Source organism: Mesorhizobium sp. WSM3866 (assembly GCF_002294795.1).
GTDB lineage: Bacteria > Pseudomonadota > Alphaproteobacteria > Rhizobiales > Rhizobiaceae > Mesorhizobium.
In genome coordinates this window covers 283,149-298,663 of record NZ_NSGC01000002.1, presented here as the reverse complement: position 1 = coordinate 298,663, position 15,515 = coordinate 283,149, and the positions used below count along the sequence as shown (strand labels likewise).

Below are 15,515 nucleotides of genomic sequence, written 5' to 3'. Positions count from 1 at the left end.
GCCAATCGAATGCCAGGCTGAATGCGGCAGGCCGTGATCCTGATCAATCTCCGACGGCGGCGAAATGTCCGCCGCCGAAATCCTTGAGCACCAGTTTCGGCACGCTCTCGCCGATCCGCCGCGTCGCGCTTGGAATTTCGCGGTCGAGACGGGCAAAGCGTGTCCGGCGCAATGACGGATCGGGAACAGGCACGGCCTCGATCAGCCGCCGCGTATAGGGATGGCGCGGATTGGAGAACACCTGGTCGCGACTGCCGATCTCGACGATCTGGCCGAGATACATGACGGCGACACGATCCGAGACGTTTTCGACCACCGCCATGTCGTGCGAGATGAACAGATAGGCGACGCCGAATTCGCGCTGCAGCTCCTTCAAGAGATCGAGCACGCGCGCTTGCACCGAAACGTCGAGCGCCGAAACGCTCTCGTCGGCGATGATCAGCTTCGGCCTCAGCGCCAGCGCCCGCGCGATGCAGATGCGTTGGCGTTGGCCGCCCGAGAATTCATGCGGATAAAGCTCCATCTGCTCAGACGAGAGACCGACCCGCTCGAACAGCGCTGCCACGCGCTCCCGCCGTTCTTCCTTCGAGCCGATGCCATGGATCAGCAGCGGCTCCGCCACCAGCTCGCCGACGCGCATGCGCGGGTCGAGCGAGGCATAAGGGTCCTGGAAGACCATCTGCACGTCTCGTCGCACCGCCTTGCGCTCGTCGCGCCCGAGGCGGGACAATTCGCGTCCGCCGATCGTCACGCCGCCGCTATAAGGAACGAGGCCGGCCAGCGCCTTGGCGGTGGTCGACTTGCCGCAGCCGGATTCGCCGACCAGCGCCAGCGTCTCGTTCGGCGCGATCGAGAAGCTAATGCCTTCGACGGCATGCACCCTTCGGTTGACGCGGCCGAAGAAGCCACCGCGCAGGTCGAAGCGGACATGCAGGTCTTTCACGACCGCCACCTTGTCTTGCATTGCCGCCACGTCGGACTCGCCGGAAGCCCGGGGGCGCGCGCCGGAGCCGATGCGCGGAACGGCGGCAAGGAGCTCGCGCGTATACGCGGCTTGCGGCCTGACAAAAATAGCCGATGTCGTCCCCTCTTCGACCATGCGGCCGTTGCGCATGACGATCACCCGATCGGCCATTTCGGCCACGACGCCCATGTCGTGGGTGATCAGGATCACGCTGGTGCCGTGCTGGCGCTGCAGGTCGCGCAGCAGTTCCAGCACCTCGCCCTGCACGGTCACGTCGAGCGCCGTCGTCGGCTCGTCGGCGATCAGCACGGCGGGTTCGAGCGCCAGCGCCATCGCGATCATCACCCGCTGGCGCATGCCGCCGGACAGCTCGTGCGGAAATTGTTTCAGCCGGCTTTCGGCCTCGGAGATGCGCACCGCCTTTAGCGCCGCGACCGCGCGCAGCTTGGCCTCCGTGTGGGATACACCGGTATGCGCCTCGATCGACTCGGTGAGCTGCCGGCCGATCGACAGCACCGGATTGAGCGAGGTCATCGGCTCCTGGAAGATCATGGCGATGCGGTCGCCACGGATGTCGCGCATGCGCCGTTCGTCGAGCACCGTCAGCTCGACGGCACTGCCATCCTTATCGCGAAGCCGGATCGTGCCGGCGGCGATGCGGCCGGCCGGCTGCGGCAGCAATTGCATGATTGCCAGCGCGGTCATCGACTTGCCGGAGCCGGACTCGCCGGCGATGCACAGCGTCTCGCCGCGTTTGAGAGACAGCGACAGGCCGGATACCACCTCGCGCTCGCCATCCTCGCCGCGCACGCTGACGCTGAGGCCGGCGATTTCCAGCACCGCCTCGCCGGCCAGCGCTGATGGAACTTCGCGAACGCTTTGCGTCATTGCTCTCCCCGAGCAAGTCGGAGCGCCGGTCCCCACCCGGACCTTTGGTCCGACCTCCCGACGAGGGGGAGGTAGGGCGCTGGCGTTTTACCCTCCCTCTTGTGGGAAGGGTCGCTGCGAAGCAGCGGGGCGGGGGTGGGGCGCCGACCTCTCATTCAAACACGCAGCGCGGGAAGTAGAACGACACCACCCAGTTCGGCATGTCGACGATCTCGCTGATCCTGAGATCGCCGCAGACCGAGACCAGCATATAGGCGTCGACCGGGTCGAGCTTGTATCGGCCGGCCAGCAGGTCGACCATCTGACTGACCGCCTGCTTGGCGCCGGTCATCAGGTCGGGCCCGATCCCGGTCGTCACCTCATAACCTTTGGCGTCGAGATGCCGCGTCACCGGGCCCGGCGTGGTGAAGCGCGGCGTCTTCAGCCGCGCGTCCTTCACCAGGTCGAGCTTGAGCACGACGTCCATCGGACTCTCGATCGCAGTGCCGCACACTTCGCCGTCGCCCTGCGCGGCATGCGTGTCGCCGACCGAAAACAGCGCGCCTGCCACTTCCACCGGCAGATAGAGAATGGTGCCGGCGGCAAGGTCCCTTATGTCGAGATTGCCGCCGACGCGCCGCGGCGGCACCACCGAATGGTGGCCCATCTCGCCCGGCGCGTTGCCGATCGTGCCGGCAAACGGCTTCAGCGGCACGCGGCCTTGTCTGCCGAACAGCGCCGGCTCGAGCGAGCCGGGGTCATATTTCCAGATGTTGAGTGCCGGCTCCTTGAAGTCGTCGGCAAGCAGACCGAAGCCCGGAATGTTCGCCGTCCAGCCGAAGCCGGACGGCTTGAACATTTCGATCGTCACCTTCAGCGCGTCGCCGGGCTCGGCGCCCTCGACGAAGATCGGCCCGGTCACCGGGTTGATCATGCCGAAATCGAGATTGGCGATATCGCCGACGGTGCTGTCGGCCTTGAGCTGCCCGCCGGAAGAATCCAGGCACTGGAACTCGATCGTCGAGCCAGGTGCCACGCGCTCGGCCGGGGCAAAGGAATTGTCCCAGCCGAAGTGGTGATGGCGCCCGTGGATGGTGTAGTCGCAGTTACTGCACATCTTTCACATACACATTGTCGTAGTTGATCGGGATATGGACCGGGTCGACATAGAGATTGTCGGCGCCGCCCATGCGGGCCGACTTCAGCGTGAAGCGCTGCTCGTTGAAGACCGGCGCCCAGGGCGCGTCCTCCATGATCTTGTCGTAGATCGCGCTCCACATCTTCTCGCGATCCGCGGACTTTGCCGGATCGACGACCGAATCGGCTTCGGCCGCCTTGGCGTCGAGATCCTTGTTGCAGTACCACGCCCAATTCCAGCCGCCCGGCACCGCGCCGGCGCAGCCGAGGATCGGTCCGTAGAAGTTGGACGGATCCGGGAAATCGGCGATCCAGGCCATGCCGCCCGACCAGATCATCGGCGCGCCGGACTTGTCGCCGCCGGCGGCAATCACGTTGGCCTGGGCGAGCGATTGGATGCTGGCCTTGATGCCGATGGCCGCCAGATCCTGCTGGATCGCCTGCGCGATACGCGGATTGGGGTCGGTGTTCATGGCGAACAACTGCGTTTCGAAGCCATCGGGGTGGCCGGCCTCGGCAAGCAGGGCCTTGGCCTTGGCGACGTCATAGGGGTAGCCCTTGAAAGCTTTGTCGTAACCGGGCATCGACGGCGGCAGCGGCTGATTGGCCGGCACCGCGCGGTTGTTGATCATCTGAACGATGCGGTCCTTGTTGATCGCCGTGTTCACCGCCTGGCGCACCTTCACATTGTCGAAGGGCGGCATGGTGGTGTTCATGGTGATGTAGCCGGTGTGCAATTGCCCGCCCACCACGACGCGGGCCTTCTGCTCCGGATCGTTCATCACCTCCTGGAACTTGGCCGGCGGAATGCCGTCGCCGGGCACGTCGATCTCGCCCTTCTGCAGGCGCAGCAGCGCCACGATCGGCTCCTGGCCGATCTCGAAGGTGATCTTGTCGAGATGCGGCAGGCCCTTGTGCCAGTAGTCGGGGTTGCGCTCGAAGACGATGCGCTGGCCGAGCGTCCATTCGGCAAGCTTGAAGGCGCCGGTGCCGACCGGATGCTTGCCGAAGTCGGCGCCGTATTTCTCGACCTCCTCCTTCGGCACCACATGCGAGAAATTGATCGCCATGACATGCAGGAAGGTGGCGTCCGGGCGGGTCAGCTCGAATTTGATCGTATAGGGATCGACCGCGGTGACGCCGGAGAGGCTGTTCGCTTTGCCGGCGGCGACCTCGTCATAGCCTTTGATCGAGCCGAAGAAGCCGGCGCCCGGGCTCTGCGTCTTCGGATTGGTGACGCGGTCGAGCGAGTATTTAACGTCGTCGGCCGTCATCTCCCGGCCATTGTGGAACTTCACGCCGTGGCGCAGCTTGAAGGTGAAGGTCTTGCCGTCCGGCGAGATCTCGTAGCTTTCGGCAAGGTCGGGCTTCAGCTTGGTGGTGCCGGGCTCATAGTCCATGAGGCCATCGAACAAGCTCTTGATCATCGACCAGTTCTGCCAGTCGTAGCCGATCGCCGGATCGAGCGTCGCGACATCGTCCTTGTAGGTGATGGTGATGGCGCCGCCCTGCTTGGCGTTAGGGTCGATCGCGTCGTCGGCGCGCGCGCTTGCCATGCCGAGCATCAGCGCAAGCGCCGAGGCCGCCACGGTGGATGCCAGAAATCGTCTCATGTCACTGTTCCCTTTCTCTGGTTGTTGCCTTGTTCATCTGAGTTTAATTCGGGGGTCGATGAAGGGCGCGATGACGTCGGCCAGCAGGTTGCCGAGCACGATGGCGAAGGCCGAGACCAGGGTGACGCCCATGATGATCGGGATGTCGACGCGCTGGATGGCCTGCCAGGCGAGCTGGCCGATGCCGGGCCAGCCGAAGACGCTTTCGACCACCACGATGCCGCCCATGAAGACGCCGATGTCGATGCCGATCATGGCGACCACCGGCAGGATGGCGTTGGGCAGCGCATGGCGGAACAGGATGGCGCCGCGCGCCAGGCCCTTGGCGCGGGCGGTGCGCATATAGTCCTGGCGCAGAACGTCGATCATCGACGAGCGCATCATGCGCGCATACCAGCCGGCGCCGAGTATGCCCATGGTCAGCGAGGGCAGCACAAGATGCCGCCAACTGCCGTAGCCGCCGATCGGGAACCAGCCGAGCCGGACGGCGAAGACATAGAGCAGGAGCAGGCCGACGACGAATTGCGGCGCCGAGACGCCGACGAAGGAGGCGACCATCAAGGTCTGATCGGTGGAGGTGCCGCGCTTGACGGCGGCGATCAGGCCCATGGTAAGGCCGATCGCGAGCTCGCACAGGATGGCGCCGACCATCAGAAGCAGGCTCGCCGGCAGCCGCGAGACGATGAGCTCGGTGACTTCCGAGCGCTGGATGTAGGAGCGGCCGAGATCGCCGCTGAGCAGCCTTGTGAGATAGTGCCAGTACTGGACGATGAAGGGCTGGTCGAGGCCGAGCTGCCTGCGGATGTTTTCAACCGTGTCGGGCGTCGCGCTGCGGCCGGCGATCTGGCGCACTGGATCAGCCGGCAGCAGATAGAGCAGCGCGAAGGTGATCAGCGAGACGCCGAGCAGGATGAGCAGCGACTGGATGAGACGTCGGCCGAGATAGGCGATCATGCCCGCCCCCTCTGCGTCGGGTCGAGGATGTCGCGCAGCGCGTCGCCGATCAGGTTGAAGGCAAGCGCAAGCGCCAGGATCGCGGCGCCGGGGAAGAACACCAGCCAGGGCGCCGCCTGGAAATAGGTCTGGTTCTCGAAGATGATGTTGCCCCAGGAGGCCGTCGGCGGCTGCACGCCGATGCCGAGATAGCTGAGCGTGGCTTCGAGCAGCACCGTGGTCGAGATGCCGAGCGTGCCCCAGACGATGATGGTCGGCAGCAGATGCGGCAGGATATGGCGCAACAGGATGCGCGGCGCGCTCGCCCCTATCGTGCGCTCGGCATCGATGAACTCGCGCTCCGACAGCGACGAGGTTTCGGTGTAGATGACGCGCGCGGTCTGCACCCAGTTGACCAGCGCGATCACCATGGCAACGATCCAAAGGCTCGGCTCGAACACCGCCGCCAGGCAGATGGCGAGAAGCAGTGCCGGGAAGGCCATCATCAGGTCGGTGAAGCGCATCAGCGCGCTGCCGATCCAGCCGCGGAAATAACCGGCCGTGACGCCGACCAGCGTACCGATCAGAAGCGCCACGCCGTTGGCGACGATGCCGATGATCAGCGAGGTGCGGGCGCCGAACAGGATGCGGGTCAACAGGTCGCGGCCGAGCAGGTCGGTGCCCAGCCAGAACTTGGCGTTCGGCGGCAAGGGCGAACCTTCCAGCGTCAGTCCGTCGAACATCTGCTCGTTGGGATCGTAGCCGGTCAGCCACGGCGCCAGGATGGCGCCAGCAAGCACGATGGCGACGATGAAGAGTCCGAGCAGCGCCAGCGGCCGCTTGAGCAGCCGGCGCCAGACGCCGGCGCGCGGCTTGACCGGCATTTGGCCCGGCGCCGGGAGATCAGGCGCGATGGGATTGGTCACCGCCATCCTCGTTTTCCGTCATCGCCACGATCCGCCGGGCCGCTTCCTCGACGCTGATCTGCCAGCTCATCGCCAGCGACCGCAACTGCGCATAGGCGCGATCGTCGTCGCTGCCTTTCGACAGCGCCGCGACCGCGCGCACGATGGTCTGGCGCTCGCCGACGCGCTGGCGCAGCGACGCGATCTCGTCGGCCAGCCGTTTCCCCGCCTCGAAGCTTTGCCGGGCGATCAGCAGCGCGCTGTACACGCCCGCATTGCCGACCGGTTTCAACAATTGCGCGTCGGCTTTTTGCGACAGCGCCCATTCGATGCGGCCCGGCGCTTCCGAACCGATCAGCGCCACCAGGGGCATCGGCGCCTCGCCCGGCTGCCACGGGAACTGCTCGTCGAAGCCGAGATCGGCGTCGAAGAAGACGAAATCCGCGGCAAGCGCCTCTGCCGGCAATTGCGGCCAGCATTCGACCGCCTCAAGGCCGATCGCCGACAGCTGCCTGGTGATCGCCTGCACCGTCGCGTGCGGGCGATGCAGCACGAAGGCCCGCGCGCCGCCGAGATTGGGGATGCGTGCGGACCGGCTCACGACACCACCCTGAGCCGCGGACGGCCGAAGGTCTTCGCCGGGTCGTAACGCGACAGATAGGGATCGGGCGCCACCTCTTCCTCGCGGCTGACGACCTCGAAAAATCCATCGGCGATGCGCCCGATGATCACCGGCAGGGTTGCATGCTGCGTGTGCGGATCGATTGCGATAGGCCCCAGGCGGGTCGTGAAGCGGCGCCCGGCGAAGGCTTTTGAGAACGCCGCCGGGCCGGCGTCGGGATCGCCGGAGAGCACGTCCGCCATCACTTGCACCGATGCATAGGCGGACGCCTCGAAGGACGAGGCGAAGGCAGCCGGGCGCGGCGCGAAATAGGGTCCGGCCGACAAATGGCCCCTGCCCGTTTCGCCGATCGCCGGCAACTCGCCCTCGGTGAGATTGCAGGATATAACCGGGCAGGCATCGGCCTTGAAGGCCGCATTCTCGCGTCCCAAGTCGCGATATGCCGCCAGGAAGGCATAGGACGAGGTGCCGATGAGGTTGTTGAGGATGAAATTCGGCCGCGTGGCGCGGATTTCATCGATCAGGCGCGAAACGTCGGTTTCGCCGATGCGCAGGTAGCGCTCGCCGAGCACCTTGCCCGCAGCGTCGGCGATCAGGTCGCGCGCGACGCGGTTCATCTCCCAGCCCCAGATATAGTTCGAGCCGAGCAGGAAGCCGTTGGCGCCGAAACGCGGCGCTACATGAGCCATCAGCGGAACCAGATGCTGGTTCGGACAGGCATGCATGTAGACGACATGCTCGTTGGCCTCGAACCCCTCATAGGGGCAGGCATACCAGAGCATGCCGCCCGCCTTCTCCAGCACAGGGATCGTCTCCTTGCGGCTCCAGGAGGTAATGCAGCCGATCACGTGGCGGGCGCTGCTGGTCCGGAAGATATCCTCGCAAAATGAGGCGTAGCGGTCGGCATTGCTTTGCGGATCGCGTTCGACCGGCACCAGCTCGATCCCGCAGCTTCGGTCGGCATTGATGTCGGCGATCGCCCGCATCGCGCCCGTACGGCACGCGTCCGAGACGAGCTGGTAGCTGCCGGATCGCGAATAGAGGACGCCGATCTCGATACGCCGTTTCAAGCAATGCCCCAAAAATGAAAAAGCCCCGCAGCCGCCGCCGACAGGCGAGGCATACGAGGCATTCTTGCCGTCCGGCGACCGAGGCCGATATGTTCGCAGCTACCCTATTCCCTACCGCCCGCCAGTCAAGCCTCAAAGTTGCATGGCGCGGCGGGGCATCTAATCGCGCAGGCTGAAGACGAAAGGCGCGGTGCGGGTGACGTGGGCGCCGAGTTCGGCCGGCGGCGCCGGCACCGACGCGCCCTGCAACACGCCGAGCGCGGCGCGATCGAGATCCGGATCGCCCGAGGATTGCGCCAGCCGGGCAGAGACCACCCTGCCGGAGACGTCTACCGTGAAGGTTACGGTAGGCGTGCCCTCGACGCGCCTGGAGCGCGCCGCGCTCGGATAGCGGGTATGCCGCCTGATCCATGCCGCCAAGTTGGAATTCCAGCGCGACGGGCTGACGCTCGATCGCGACACCGAGTCGGAGGATTGCGGCGCGGCGGCCTTCGCGCCTGCGTTGGCATCGATGCCGGCCATCGTCACGGCCTTTGGCGGCGCGGCCTTTGCCCTTTTCCTCTGGTTCGGCTTTTCGACCGGCTTCTTTTCCACTTTTTTCCTCGCCTCGACGGGCTGGCTTGCCTTCGGCTGCGCCTCGAAAGGCTTTGGCTGCGGCAGCGGAACGACGACGTCGGGAGTAGCTGTCTCGACAGGGTCGGGCACGACCTCGTCCAGCGGCGGCCGCTCGCTGAGCGCAGCTGCTGTCTCCGCCGGTTCGGCCTCCGCCGCCTTGTCGGAAACGACCGGCGGCTCGGCGACCGGCTCGACCCTTTTCACGACCGGCGCCGGATCGGTCACCGGTTTCACTTCGGCGGGCTTTTCCGTCTCCTCCGCCGCATCTGGCTGGTCCGGCGCGACCGTGTCCAGCATGGCCGCCTCTTCCGGCACGGCAGGCGTCGTCGGCAGCGGCGCCATTTCGACAGCCAGCGCCGGCGGCGGGCCGCCGTCCGGCACCTCGGTAAAGCTCAGATTCTGCACCGCATAAGCGACCGCGACATGTGCGGCGAAAATAACCGTGGCCGCGCTTGCCCACAGACCGGCTTCGCGGAAGCCGAAGCGTGGCTGGGTGGACAAGGCGGCGATCGCTTGCGTCATTGCGCCGCGCTTCCGCTTGTCGCCGGCGCGGAGATGGCGGCCGCAGCCCCGGTGCCGGACGCCGTCTCCAGCCCGACCAGCGCGATCTTGAGGTAGCCCGCAGCGCGCAGCAGGTTCATTACCTCCATCAGCTCGCCATAGCCCACCGTCTCGTCGGCGCGCAGGAAGATGCGGGTCTGCTTGTCGCCCTTGGTGCGGCTGTGGAGCACGGTGGCGAAGCTCGGTCGCGGCACAGCCTCATTGCCGATCGCCAGAGAAAGATCGCTTTTCAGCGTCAGGAACAGCGGTGTCTCCGGCCGTGGCGCCGGCGTCGCCGTCGACCCGGGCAGGTCGACATTGACGTCGACGGTCGCAAGCGGAGCCGCGATCATGAAGATGATCAAAAGCACCAGGATGACGTCGATGAACGGGGTGACGTTGATCTCGTGGCTTTCCTCGAGATCGTCGCCGGCCGTCTCGCGAATCCGCGCCGCCATTGGCCGCTCACTCCGCTGCCAACGCGGTTGCCGGCGGCACCGTGCGAAAATCGAGGTCGCGGCTGACCAGCCGCTCGACGCCTGCCGAGGCGTCGGCGAGGATCTGCCTGTAGCCGGCTATCGATCGCGCGAAGACGTTGTAGATCACCACCGCCGGGATCGCAGCCACCAGACCCATTGCCGTGGCGAGCAGGGCTTCGGCGATGCCCGGCGCCACCACCGCAAGATTGGTGGTCTGCGCCTGCGAGATGCCGATGAAGGCATTCATGATGCCCCAGACGGTGCCGAACAGGCCGACGAAGGGCGCCGTGGAGCCGATGGTGGCGAGCAGGCCGGTGCCGCGCGACATGCGCCGGGACGCTGCCGCCTCGATGCGCGACAGCCGCGAGGTGACGCGCTCCTTCAGGCCGTCGCCCGAGATGTGATCCAACGCGCCGGCCGAGAGCGCGCGCTCTTCCTCCGCCGCCCGCACCAGCAGCGCGCCCGGGCCGCCGCTGTGGCCGAGCGCGCGGCCGGCCTGCATCAGCGTCGCGGCATTGCCGATCGCGTTCGCCGCGCGCCGCGCCTTGAGCTTGCCGCCGAGGATCTCCAGCGACTTGGCGAGCCAGATCGTCCAGGTGACCAGAGAAGCGAGAGCAAGTCCGACCATCACCGCCTTCACCACGATGTCGGCATTCATGAACATGCCCCAGGGCGACAGGTCATGCGGCAGCGTCAGCGCAATGGCGGAAGTCTCTTCGCCCCCGGCAGTGCCCGGCGCCGGCTGAACGCGCGGTTCGGTCGGTGCGGCAGCGGTTGGTGCCTCCGTCGCCGGGGGCTGTGCCGCGGCCGGGGCCTGAGCTGCCTGCACGGCTGCCGGAGCTGTTATGGGCTGCTGAGCGGGCGCTTGTGCGGCCGGTGCCGCGGGTGCCGGCTGCTCCTGCGCCAGCGCGACGTCGGGAAGAAAGGAGCCGGCCGCAAGAATGGCGAACGCGGCCAGCACCACAAAAAGACTGTTCCGGGACAAGGCTAGTCCTCGCTTCATCATTGCACGCCAATGCCGTCTGACTAGAAAACATGAGTTAGCGAGTCAACTATTAAGATGTCCATCACCATCAAATATCCGGGTCGCGCGCCGGTAGCCGGGGACGCCGTGAGGTCTGGACTGCGACGCCGTCGCTGGGCCACCATGTCAGCCACAACCGAGGCAGCAGGCGATGATCAAGGCGACCCCGTTCGACTTCCCCTATGACGGAAGGCTGGTGCCGCAAGACACCGCCCTGCTCGTGATCGACCTGCAGGCGGATTTCCTGTCGCCGACAGGCTATTTCGCCAGGAAAGGCTATGACCCTTCGCCGCTGCGGGCCATTCTGCCGACGGTGAATCGGCTCATTGCGGCCGCGCGCGCCGCCGGCCTCGCAATCGTCCATACGAGGCAAGGCTACCGCGCCGACATGGCCGATATGACGGCTTACGAAAAATGGCGCCGCAAGCGGGCGGGACTGGACGGCACCGATATCCTGCTGCGCTCCAGCCCAGGCTTCCAGATCGTCGCCGACATAGAAGTCAGGCCCGAGGACATCATTGTCGACAAGACCTGTAACGGCGCCTTCACCTATACGGATCTGGAACTGGTGCTGAGGGCGCGCGGCATCACCCATCTGATGTTCACCGGCTGCACGACCGATGTCTGCGTTCACACGACGCTGCGCGAGGCCTGCGACCGCAATTTCCAATGCCTGACGATTGCGGACGCCTGCGCCAGCGGCGACGGCCGGGCGCACGAAGCCGCGCTGCATATGGTGACGGTCGAGGACGGCGTCTTCGGCGCGCTGGCGAGCTCGGAGGCGGTCATCGCCGCGCTGTCGCGGATCGCAGAAGAACGGGATTGATATCGGGATTTCGGGATCGCAGAATCCGCCGGTCACAAATCTTTTTGCGTGCACCGTTCCGTTCCCGGCATCGCTTTCGTCTTCACGGTTAGCCGCCGCCGCCAAGACAGACGGAGCCAAGCCATGTCGACCGCAGTGACCTTGATCAATGTCTTCACTATGTCCCGTCTTGATGAAACCGGCAGCCGCAGCGGCCGATCTCACCTCGCTCCGCGATTTCACCGAAGGTGTGCCCCGGTGAACGAGCGCGACGCGAACGTTCCTGGCGCCAGGGTGTCGGCGTCGCACCGAGCCAGCGAATTCGCGATCAGCGTGACCGTCTCGCGATCCGCGCGATCTCGCTGGGACGGTCGATACCGCCGATCATGAATTCCTCGATGCCTAGCGCGGCATAGGGCAACAGCGAGAGCGCAAGCCGCGCCGGCGGCCCCGCGACCTCGACCGCCTTGTGGTCGGAGGCGCCGGACCAGCCTTCGGGGCGAATGCGGACGGGAAGCGCGAAGCGCTCCACCTCAGATTTTTGGACGGCGGGGCCGTAGGGCCCCCGGCTCTGTCAGGGGATGATCCCAAGCACCACCGCGCCGGTGAACACGAATGCCAGCGCGAAAACGAGATAGGCGAAGGTTCCGCCATAGGCGGGCCTCCAGCTCTGGTCGGCGGTCAGCCTCTGGCCCTTGCGCTGAGCATTCTGCATGTAGGTCATGGTCGAACCTCCGTCTCGGGCCATTAATCTATAAAGATAGTAGACTTTGTCGAGTGCTATTTTTCGCCGGTTTTTGGAAGGACGTCCTCGGAAACGGCAACTTGAGGGGCGTTTATTCTCAGCCGAGATCGAAAAACGTGCGGGGATGCGCCACCGGAGGATCCGACAAAATGCCTGTAGCTCCGGCTTTTCGGCGGCAAACGGCCTCGTTCAAGCGCTTGGCTATTCGGTACGCGAGGGGATAGCATCAAAATAGTCTCACAGGACTCAGGGAGAAAAACATGGGTGGAAGGCTGGCGGGCAAGGTCGCCATAATCTCGGGCGGCGCGACGGGCATGGGTGGAGCGGCTTCCGAGCTGTTTGCCGCCGAAGGCGCCAAGGTTGCGATCATCGACCGCAATGGCGGGGCCGCCGGCAAGACCGCCGTGGCGATCCGCGCGCGCGGCCATGTCGCGGAACATTTCGTAGCCGACGTTTCCGACGAGGCGCAGGTCGAGGCGGCGGCGAAGGCGGCCGCGGAAAAATTCGGGCCGGTGACCGTGCTGTTCAACCACGCCGGCACCATCGTGATTAAACCCTTCTTGGAGACGACCCTGCAGGAATGGGACTGGCTGCACGCCGTCAATGTGCGCTCGATGTTCCTGATGACGCGCGCGGTGCTGCCGGGCATGATCGCCGCCGGCGGCGGCTCGATCGTCTGCACCTCGTCGATCTCGGCGGTGGCAGCGACGCCGAACGAAGTGCTCTATGACACCACTAAAGGCGCCTGCCACATGTTCGCGCGTGCCATCGCGGTGGAGTTCCGCGATCGCAACATCCGCTGCAATGCCATCTGTCCCGGCTTCATCCGCACGCCGCACGGAATGCGCGAGGTCGCCGACCTCGGGAAGCTCGGCGTCGATGTTTCCGATGCCGCCATGGCCGCGCAACAGGGCCGCATCGGCGAGCCGGAGGAAGTGGCCAAGGCGGCGCTGTTCCTGGCGAGCGACGAATCGAGCTTCGTCAACGGCGCGCATCTGTTCGTCGACAACGCCTTCACGGCGATCTGAGGCGTCCCAAGCTGGGCGCCCTTCCTCTACCCCGTCGATCGGGGGAGAGGTGTCGAGCGCAGCTCGACGGAGTGGGGGGTCGACCCTTGGCGGTGCAGGAAGGTTCTTGCACCTTGATCCGTTGGGGGAACCACCTTGCAACCGTCGAGGAAAGAATCTACCTACCGTTCCTCGCGTCGAAACGGCTTCAGCAGCGCCGAAGGCGCGACCGCGTTGCGCGAAATGAAGGCCATGGCGACGATGGTGAAGATGAAGGGCAGCATCAGGAAGGCTTCGTAAGGGATGTGCCCGAGGCCGCTGGCCTGCATCCTGAGCTGCAGCGCGTCGACGAAGGCAAAGAGCAATGCCGCGCCCGCCGAACGCCACGGGTCCCAGCGGCCGAACACCACCAGCGCGATCGCCACCCAGCCGCGCCCCGACACCACGCCGAAGGTGAAGGCGTTGAACTGCGCCATGGTGAGAAAGGCGCCGGCAAGACCCATCAGCGCGCCGCCGAGGATCACGGCCTGGAAGCGCGTGGCGATCACGCTGACGCCGGCGGAATCCGCCGCGCGCGGGTTCTCGCCGACCATGCGCACCGACAGCCCCCAGGGCGTGCGGTAGAGCACGAAGGCGGCAAACGGAACGGCGATGATCGCGAGATAAACCAGCGTGAACTGGTTGAACACCGCCGGCCCCAGGATCGGAATGTCCGACAGCAGGGGGATCGGCGCCGGCTGAAAGCCCTTGATGCTGGGCGGCACCGATTGCTGGCCGAAGATCAGCCGGTAGAGGAAATAGGCGAGCCCAGAGCAGAACAGCGTCACTCCGATGCCGCAGACATGCTGGCTGAGGCCCAAGACCACCGTGAACAGCCCATGCACCGCGCCCACCGCCGCCCCGACAAGCACGGCCACCAGCATGCCCAGCCACAGGCTGCCGCTCAGGCTCGCGGCGGTGAAGCCGGCCATGGCCGCCAACAGCATGATGCCTTCAATGCCGAGATTGAGCACGCCCGCCCGCTCGGAAAACATCTCGCCTAGCGTGGCGAAGGCGAGCGGTGTGGCGATACGGATGATGGCGGCGAGAAAGCCGACCTGAAAAATCTGCTCTAACACCGCGCTCATGCGGACGCCCCCACGCGGCGGATGCGATAGGCGGTGAAGAGCAGCGCCACCAGCATCGCAAGCAGCGCTGTACCTTGGATGACCTCACTGAGGAAGGCCGGCACGCCGGTCGCGCGCGACATCGCCTCGGCGCCGGTCATGACCGCGGCAAGGAAGATCGCGGCCGGCACGACGCCGAGCGGATTGAGCCGGGCGAGCATGGCGACGACGATGCCGGAATAGCCGTAGCCCGGCGAGATGTCGCTCATCACCTGGAAGTGGACGCCACCAACCTCGCCGACGCCGGCCAGTCCGGCCAGCGCGCCGGAAAGCAGCGCGGTGGAGAGCAGCACGCGCTGGGTATTGATGCCGCCATAGCGGGCCGCCTCCGCATTCTCGCCGGTGACGCGGATGCGGAAGCCGAGCGTGGTGCGCGCGATCAGGAACCAGCAGACGGGCGCTGCGATCAGCGCCACGACGACGCCGATATGCAGCCTTGTGCCTTCGATCAGCACCGGGAAATTGGCGGAATCCTCGATTGGCGGCGAGATCGGATAGCCGGAAAAGGTGTCCTTCCACGGCCCCTCGATCAGCGCCATCAGCGCGTAATAGATGACCGAGTTGAGCAGCAGCGAGCTGACCACGTCGTCGACCTTGAATTTGACGCGCAACGTCGCCGGCACCAGCGCGACGAGGGCGCCGGCCGCCGCGCCGGCCAGCGCCATCAGCAGGATGGCGAGCGGTCCCGGCATCGGGATGGCGCCTACGGCACAACTCGCAACCGCGCCGGCGAGCAGCTGGCCCTCGGCGCCGATGTTCCAGAATTTGGCGCGGAAGGCGATCGCCACCGCAAGGCCGGTGAAGATCATCGGCGCGGCGCGCACCAGCGTCTCGGTGATGGCGTAGCTGTCGCCGAGCGAGGCCGAGAGCATCACGCCATAGGCCTCGATGACACCGGCGCCGGCGACGGCGATGAGACCGCTGCACAAAACCAGCGCGACGGCGATGGCGAGTAGCGGCAGTGCGAGATTGAACCAGGCCGGCGTCGAGCTGCGGACTTCGAGACGGAACATCAGGCGTGCT

16 protein-coding genes are annotated in these 15,515 nt (G+C 65.9%); 2 read left to right on the top strand and 14 right to left on the bottom strand.

Annotated elements, in window-relative coordinates:
- Nucleotides 1-43: 43 nt before the first annotated feature.
- From CK222_RS05635 to exbB, 10 genes are all read right to left on the bottom strand, one after another.
- A complete protein-coding gene (locus CK222_RS05635; protein ID WP_095799685.1) occupies nt 44-1,852 on the bottom strand; it encodes an ABC transporter ATP-binding protein in 1,809 nt (602 codons plus the stop codon).
- A 151-nt stretch (nt 1,853-2,003) separates the two neighbouring features.
- Nucleotides 2,004-2,948 (bottom strand): acetamidase/formamidase family protein, encoded by a 945-nt coding sequence (locus CK222_RS05630; RefSeq protein ID WP_095799684.1) that lies wholly within the window; start codon nt 2,946-2,948, stop codon nt 2,004-2,006.
- Nucleotides 2,938-4,581: an ABC transporter substrate-binding protein gene (locus CK222_RS05625; RefSeq protein WP_095799683.1), complete on the bottom strand. Its 1,644-nt coding sequence runs from the start codon at nt 4,579-4,581 to the stop codon at nt 2,938-2,940. The genes CK222_RS05630 and CK222_RS05625 overlap by 11 nt, the downstream gene beginning before the upstream one ends.
- A 33-nt stretch (nt 4,582-4,614) precedes the next feature.
- Nucleotides 4,615-5,535: an ABC transporter permease gene (locus tag CK222_RS05620; RefSeq protein ID WP_067323079.1), complete on the bottom strand. Its 921-nt coding sequence runs from the start codon at nt 5,533-5,535 to the stop codon at nt 4,615-4,617.
- Nucleotides 5,532-6,398, bottom strand: coding sequence for an ABC transporter permease (locus tag CK222_RS05615; protein ID WP_176478976.1), 867 nt, complete (start codon nt 6,396-6,398; stop codon nt 5,532-5,534). Before CK222_RS05615 ends, CK222_RS05620 begins: the two co-directional genes overlap by 4 nt.
- A gap of 19 nt (nt 6,399-6,417) precedes the next feature.
- The gene (locus tag CK222_RS05610; RefSeq protein ID WP_066998217.1) at nt 6,418-7,020 is read right to left on the bottom strand and encodes an ANTAR domain-containing protein; all 603 of its coding nucleotides are present in this window, start codon (nt 7,018-7,020) and stop codon (nt 6,418-6,420) included.
- Nucleotides 7,017-8,111, bottom strand: a complete 1,095-nt coding sequence (locus CK222_RS05605; RefSeq protein ID WP_095799682.1) for a transporter substrate-binding protein — start codon at nt 8,109-8,111, stop codon at nt 7,017-7,019. The genes CK222_RS05610 and CK222_RS05605 overlap by 4 nt, the downstream gene beginning before the upstream one ends.
- Before the next feature lie 159 nt (nt 8,112-8,270).
- Nucleotides 8,271-9,248 carry an energy transducer TonB gene (locus CK222_RS05600; protein ID WP_095799681.1) on the bottom strand — a complete coding sequence of 326 codons (978 nt, stop codon included), beginning with the start codon at nt 9,246-9,248 and terminating at the stop codon, nt 8,271-8,273.
- Nucleotides 9,245-9,724: a TonB system transport protein ExbD gene (gene exbD / locus CK222_RS05595; protein WP_095799680.1), complete on the bottom strand. Its 480-nt coding sequence runs from the start codon at nt 9,722-9,724 to the stop codon at nt 9,245-9,247. Before exbD ends, CK222_RS05600 begins: the two co-directional genes overlap by 4 nt.
- 7 nt (nt 9,725-9,731) lie before the next feature.
- The gene (gene exbB / locus CK222_RS05590) at nt 9,732-10,730 is read right to left on the bottom strand and encodes a tonB-system energizer ExbB (RefSeq protein ID WP_245432963.1); all 999 of its coding nucleotides are present in this window, start codon (nt 10,728-10,730) and stop codon (nt 9,732-9,734) included.
- A 190-nt stretch (nt 10,731-10,920) separates the two neighbouring features.
- On the opposite strand from exbB, the gene CK222_RS05585 reads away from it, so the two are divergent.
- Entirely contained in the window at nt 10,921-11,595 is a 675-nt protein-coding gene (locus CK222_RS05585; RefSeq protein WP_095799679.1) for an isochorismatase family cysteine hydrolase, read from the top strand.
- Between the two features lie 307 nt (nt 11,596-11,902).
- Here CK222_RS05585 and CK222_RS05580 read toward each other — a convergent pair whose 3' ends face one another.
- Nucleotides 11,903-12,106 carry a hypothetical protein gene (locus CK222_RS05580; RefSeq protein ID WP_095799678.1) on the bottom strand — a complete coding sequence of 68 codons (204 nt, stop codon included), beginning with the start codon at nt 12,104-12,106 and terminating at the stop codon, nt 11,903-11,905.
- Between the two features lie 42 nt (nt 12,107-12,148).
- Nucleotides 12,149-12,298 (bottom strand): hypothetical protein, encoded by a 150-nt coding sequence (locus CK222_RS05575; RefSeq protein WP_082953811.1) that lies wholly within the window; start codon nt 12,296-12,298, stop codon nt 12,149-12,151.
- A gap of 281 nt (nt 12,299-12,579) precedes the next feature.
- On the opposite strand from CK222_RS05575, the gene CK222_RS05570 reads away from it, so the two are divergent.
- Nucleotides 12,580-13,347, top strand: coding sequence for an SDR family oxidoreductase (locus CK222_RS05570; RefSeq protein WP_095799677.1), 768 nt, complete (start codon nt 12,580-12,582; stop codon nt 13,345-13,347).
- A 161-nt stretch (nt 13,348-13,508) separates the two neighbouring features.
- Here CK222_RS05570 and CK222_RS05565 read toward each other — a convergent pair whose 3' ends face one another.
- The gene (locus tag CK222_RS05565) at nt 13,509-14,453 is read right to left on the bottom strand and encodes an ABC transporter permease (RefSeq protein WP_095799676.1); all 945 of its coding nucleotides are present in this window, start codon (nt 14,451-14,453) and stop codon (nt 13,509-13,511) included.
- A complete protein-coding gene (locus CK222_RS05560) occupies nt 14,450-15,505 on the bottom strand; it encodes an ABC transporter permease (protein ID WP_095799675.1) in 1,056 nt (351 codons plus the stop codon). Before CK222_RS05560 ends, CK222_RS05565 begins: the two co-directional genes overlap by 4 nt.
- Nucleotides 15,506-15,515 lie beyond the last annotated feature (10 nt).

Bases quoted from the DNA above. Each gene is read 5' to 3' on its own strand.
- CK222_RS05635 (WP_095799685.1), bottom strand. From the start codon at position 1,852: ATGACGCAAAGCGTTCGCGAAGTTCCATCAGCGCTGGCCGGCGAGGCG.
- CK222_RS05625 (WP_095799683.1), bottom strand. From the start codon at position 4,581: ATGAGACGATTTCTGGCATCCACCGTGGCGGCCTCGGCGCTTGCGCTG.
- CK222_RS05600 (WP_095799681.1), bottom strand. From the start codon at position 9,248: ATGACGCAAGCGATCGCCGCCTTGTCCACCCAGCCACGCTTCGGCTTC.
- CK222_RS05630 (WP_095799684.1), bottom strand. From the start codon at position 2,948: ATGTGCAGTAACTGCGACTACACCATCCACGGGCGCCATCACCACTTC.
- CK222_RS05615 (WP_176478976.1), bottom strand. From the start codon at position 6,398: ATGCCGGTCAAGCCGCGCGCCGGCGTCTGGCGCCGGCTGCTCAAGCGG.
- CK222_RS05560 (WP_095799675.1), bottom strand. From the start codon at position 15,505: ATGTTCCGTCTCGAAGTCCGCAGCTCGACGCCGGCCTGGTTCAATCTC.
- CK222_RS05575 (WP_082953811.1), bottom strand. From the start codon at position 12,298: ATGACCTACATGCAGAATGCTCAGCGCAAGGGCCAGAGGCTGACCGCC.
- CK222_RS05620 (WP_067323079.1), bottom strand. From the start codon at position 5,535: ATGATCGCCTATCTCGGCCGACGTCTCATCCAGTCGCTGCTCATCCTG.
- CK222_RS05585 (WP_095799679.1), top strand. From the start codon at position 10,921: ATGATCAAGGCGACCCCGTTCGACTTCCCCTATGACGGAAGGCTGGTG.
- CK222_RS05565 (WP_095799676.1), bottom strand. From the start codon at position 14,453: ATGAGCGCGGTGTTAGAGCAGATTTTTCAGGTCGGCTTTCTCGCCGCC.
- CK222_RS05570 (WP_095799677.1), top strand. From the start codon at position 12,580: ATGGGTGGAAGGCTGGCGGGCAAGGTCGCCATAATCTCGGGCGGCGCG.
- exbD (WP_095799680.1), bottom strand. From the start codon at position 9,724: ATGGCGGCGCGGATTCGCGAGACGGCCGGCGACGATCTCGAGGAAAGC.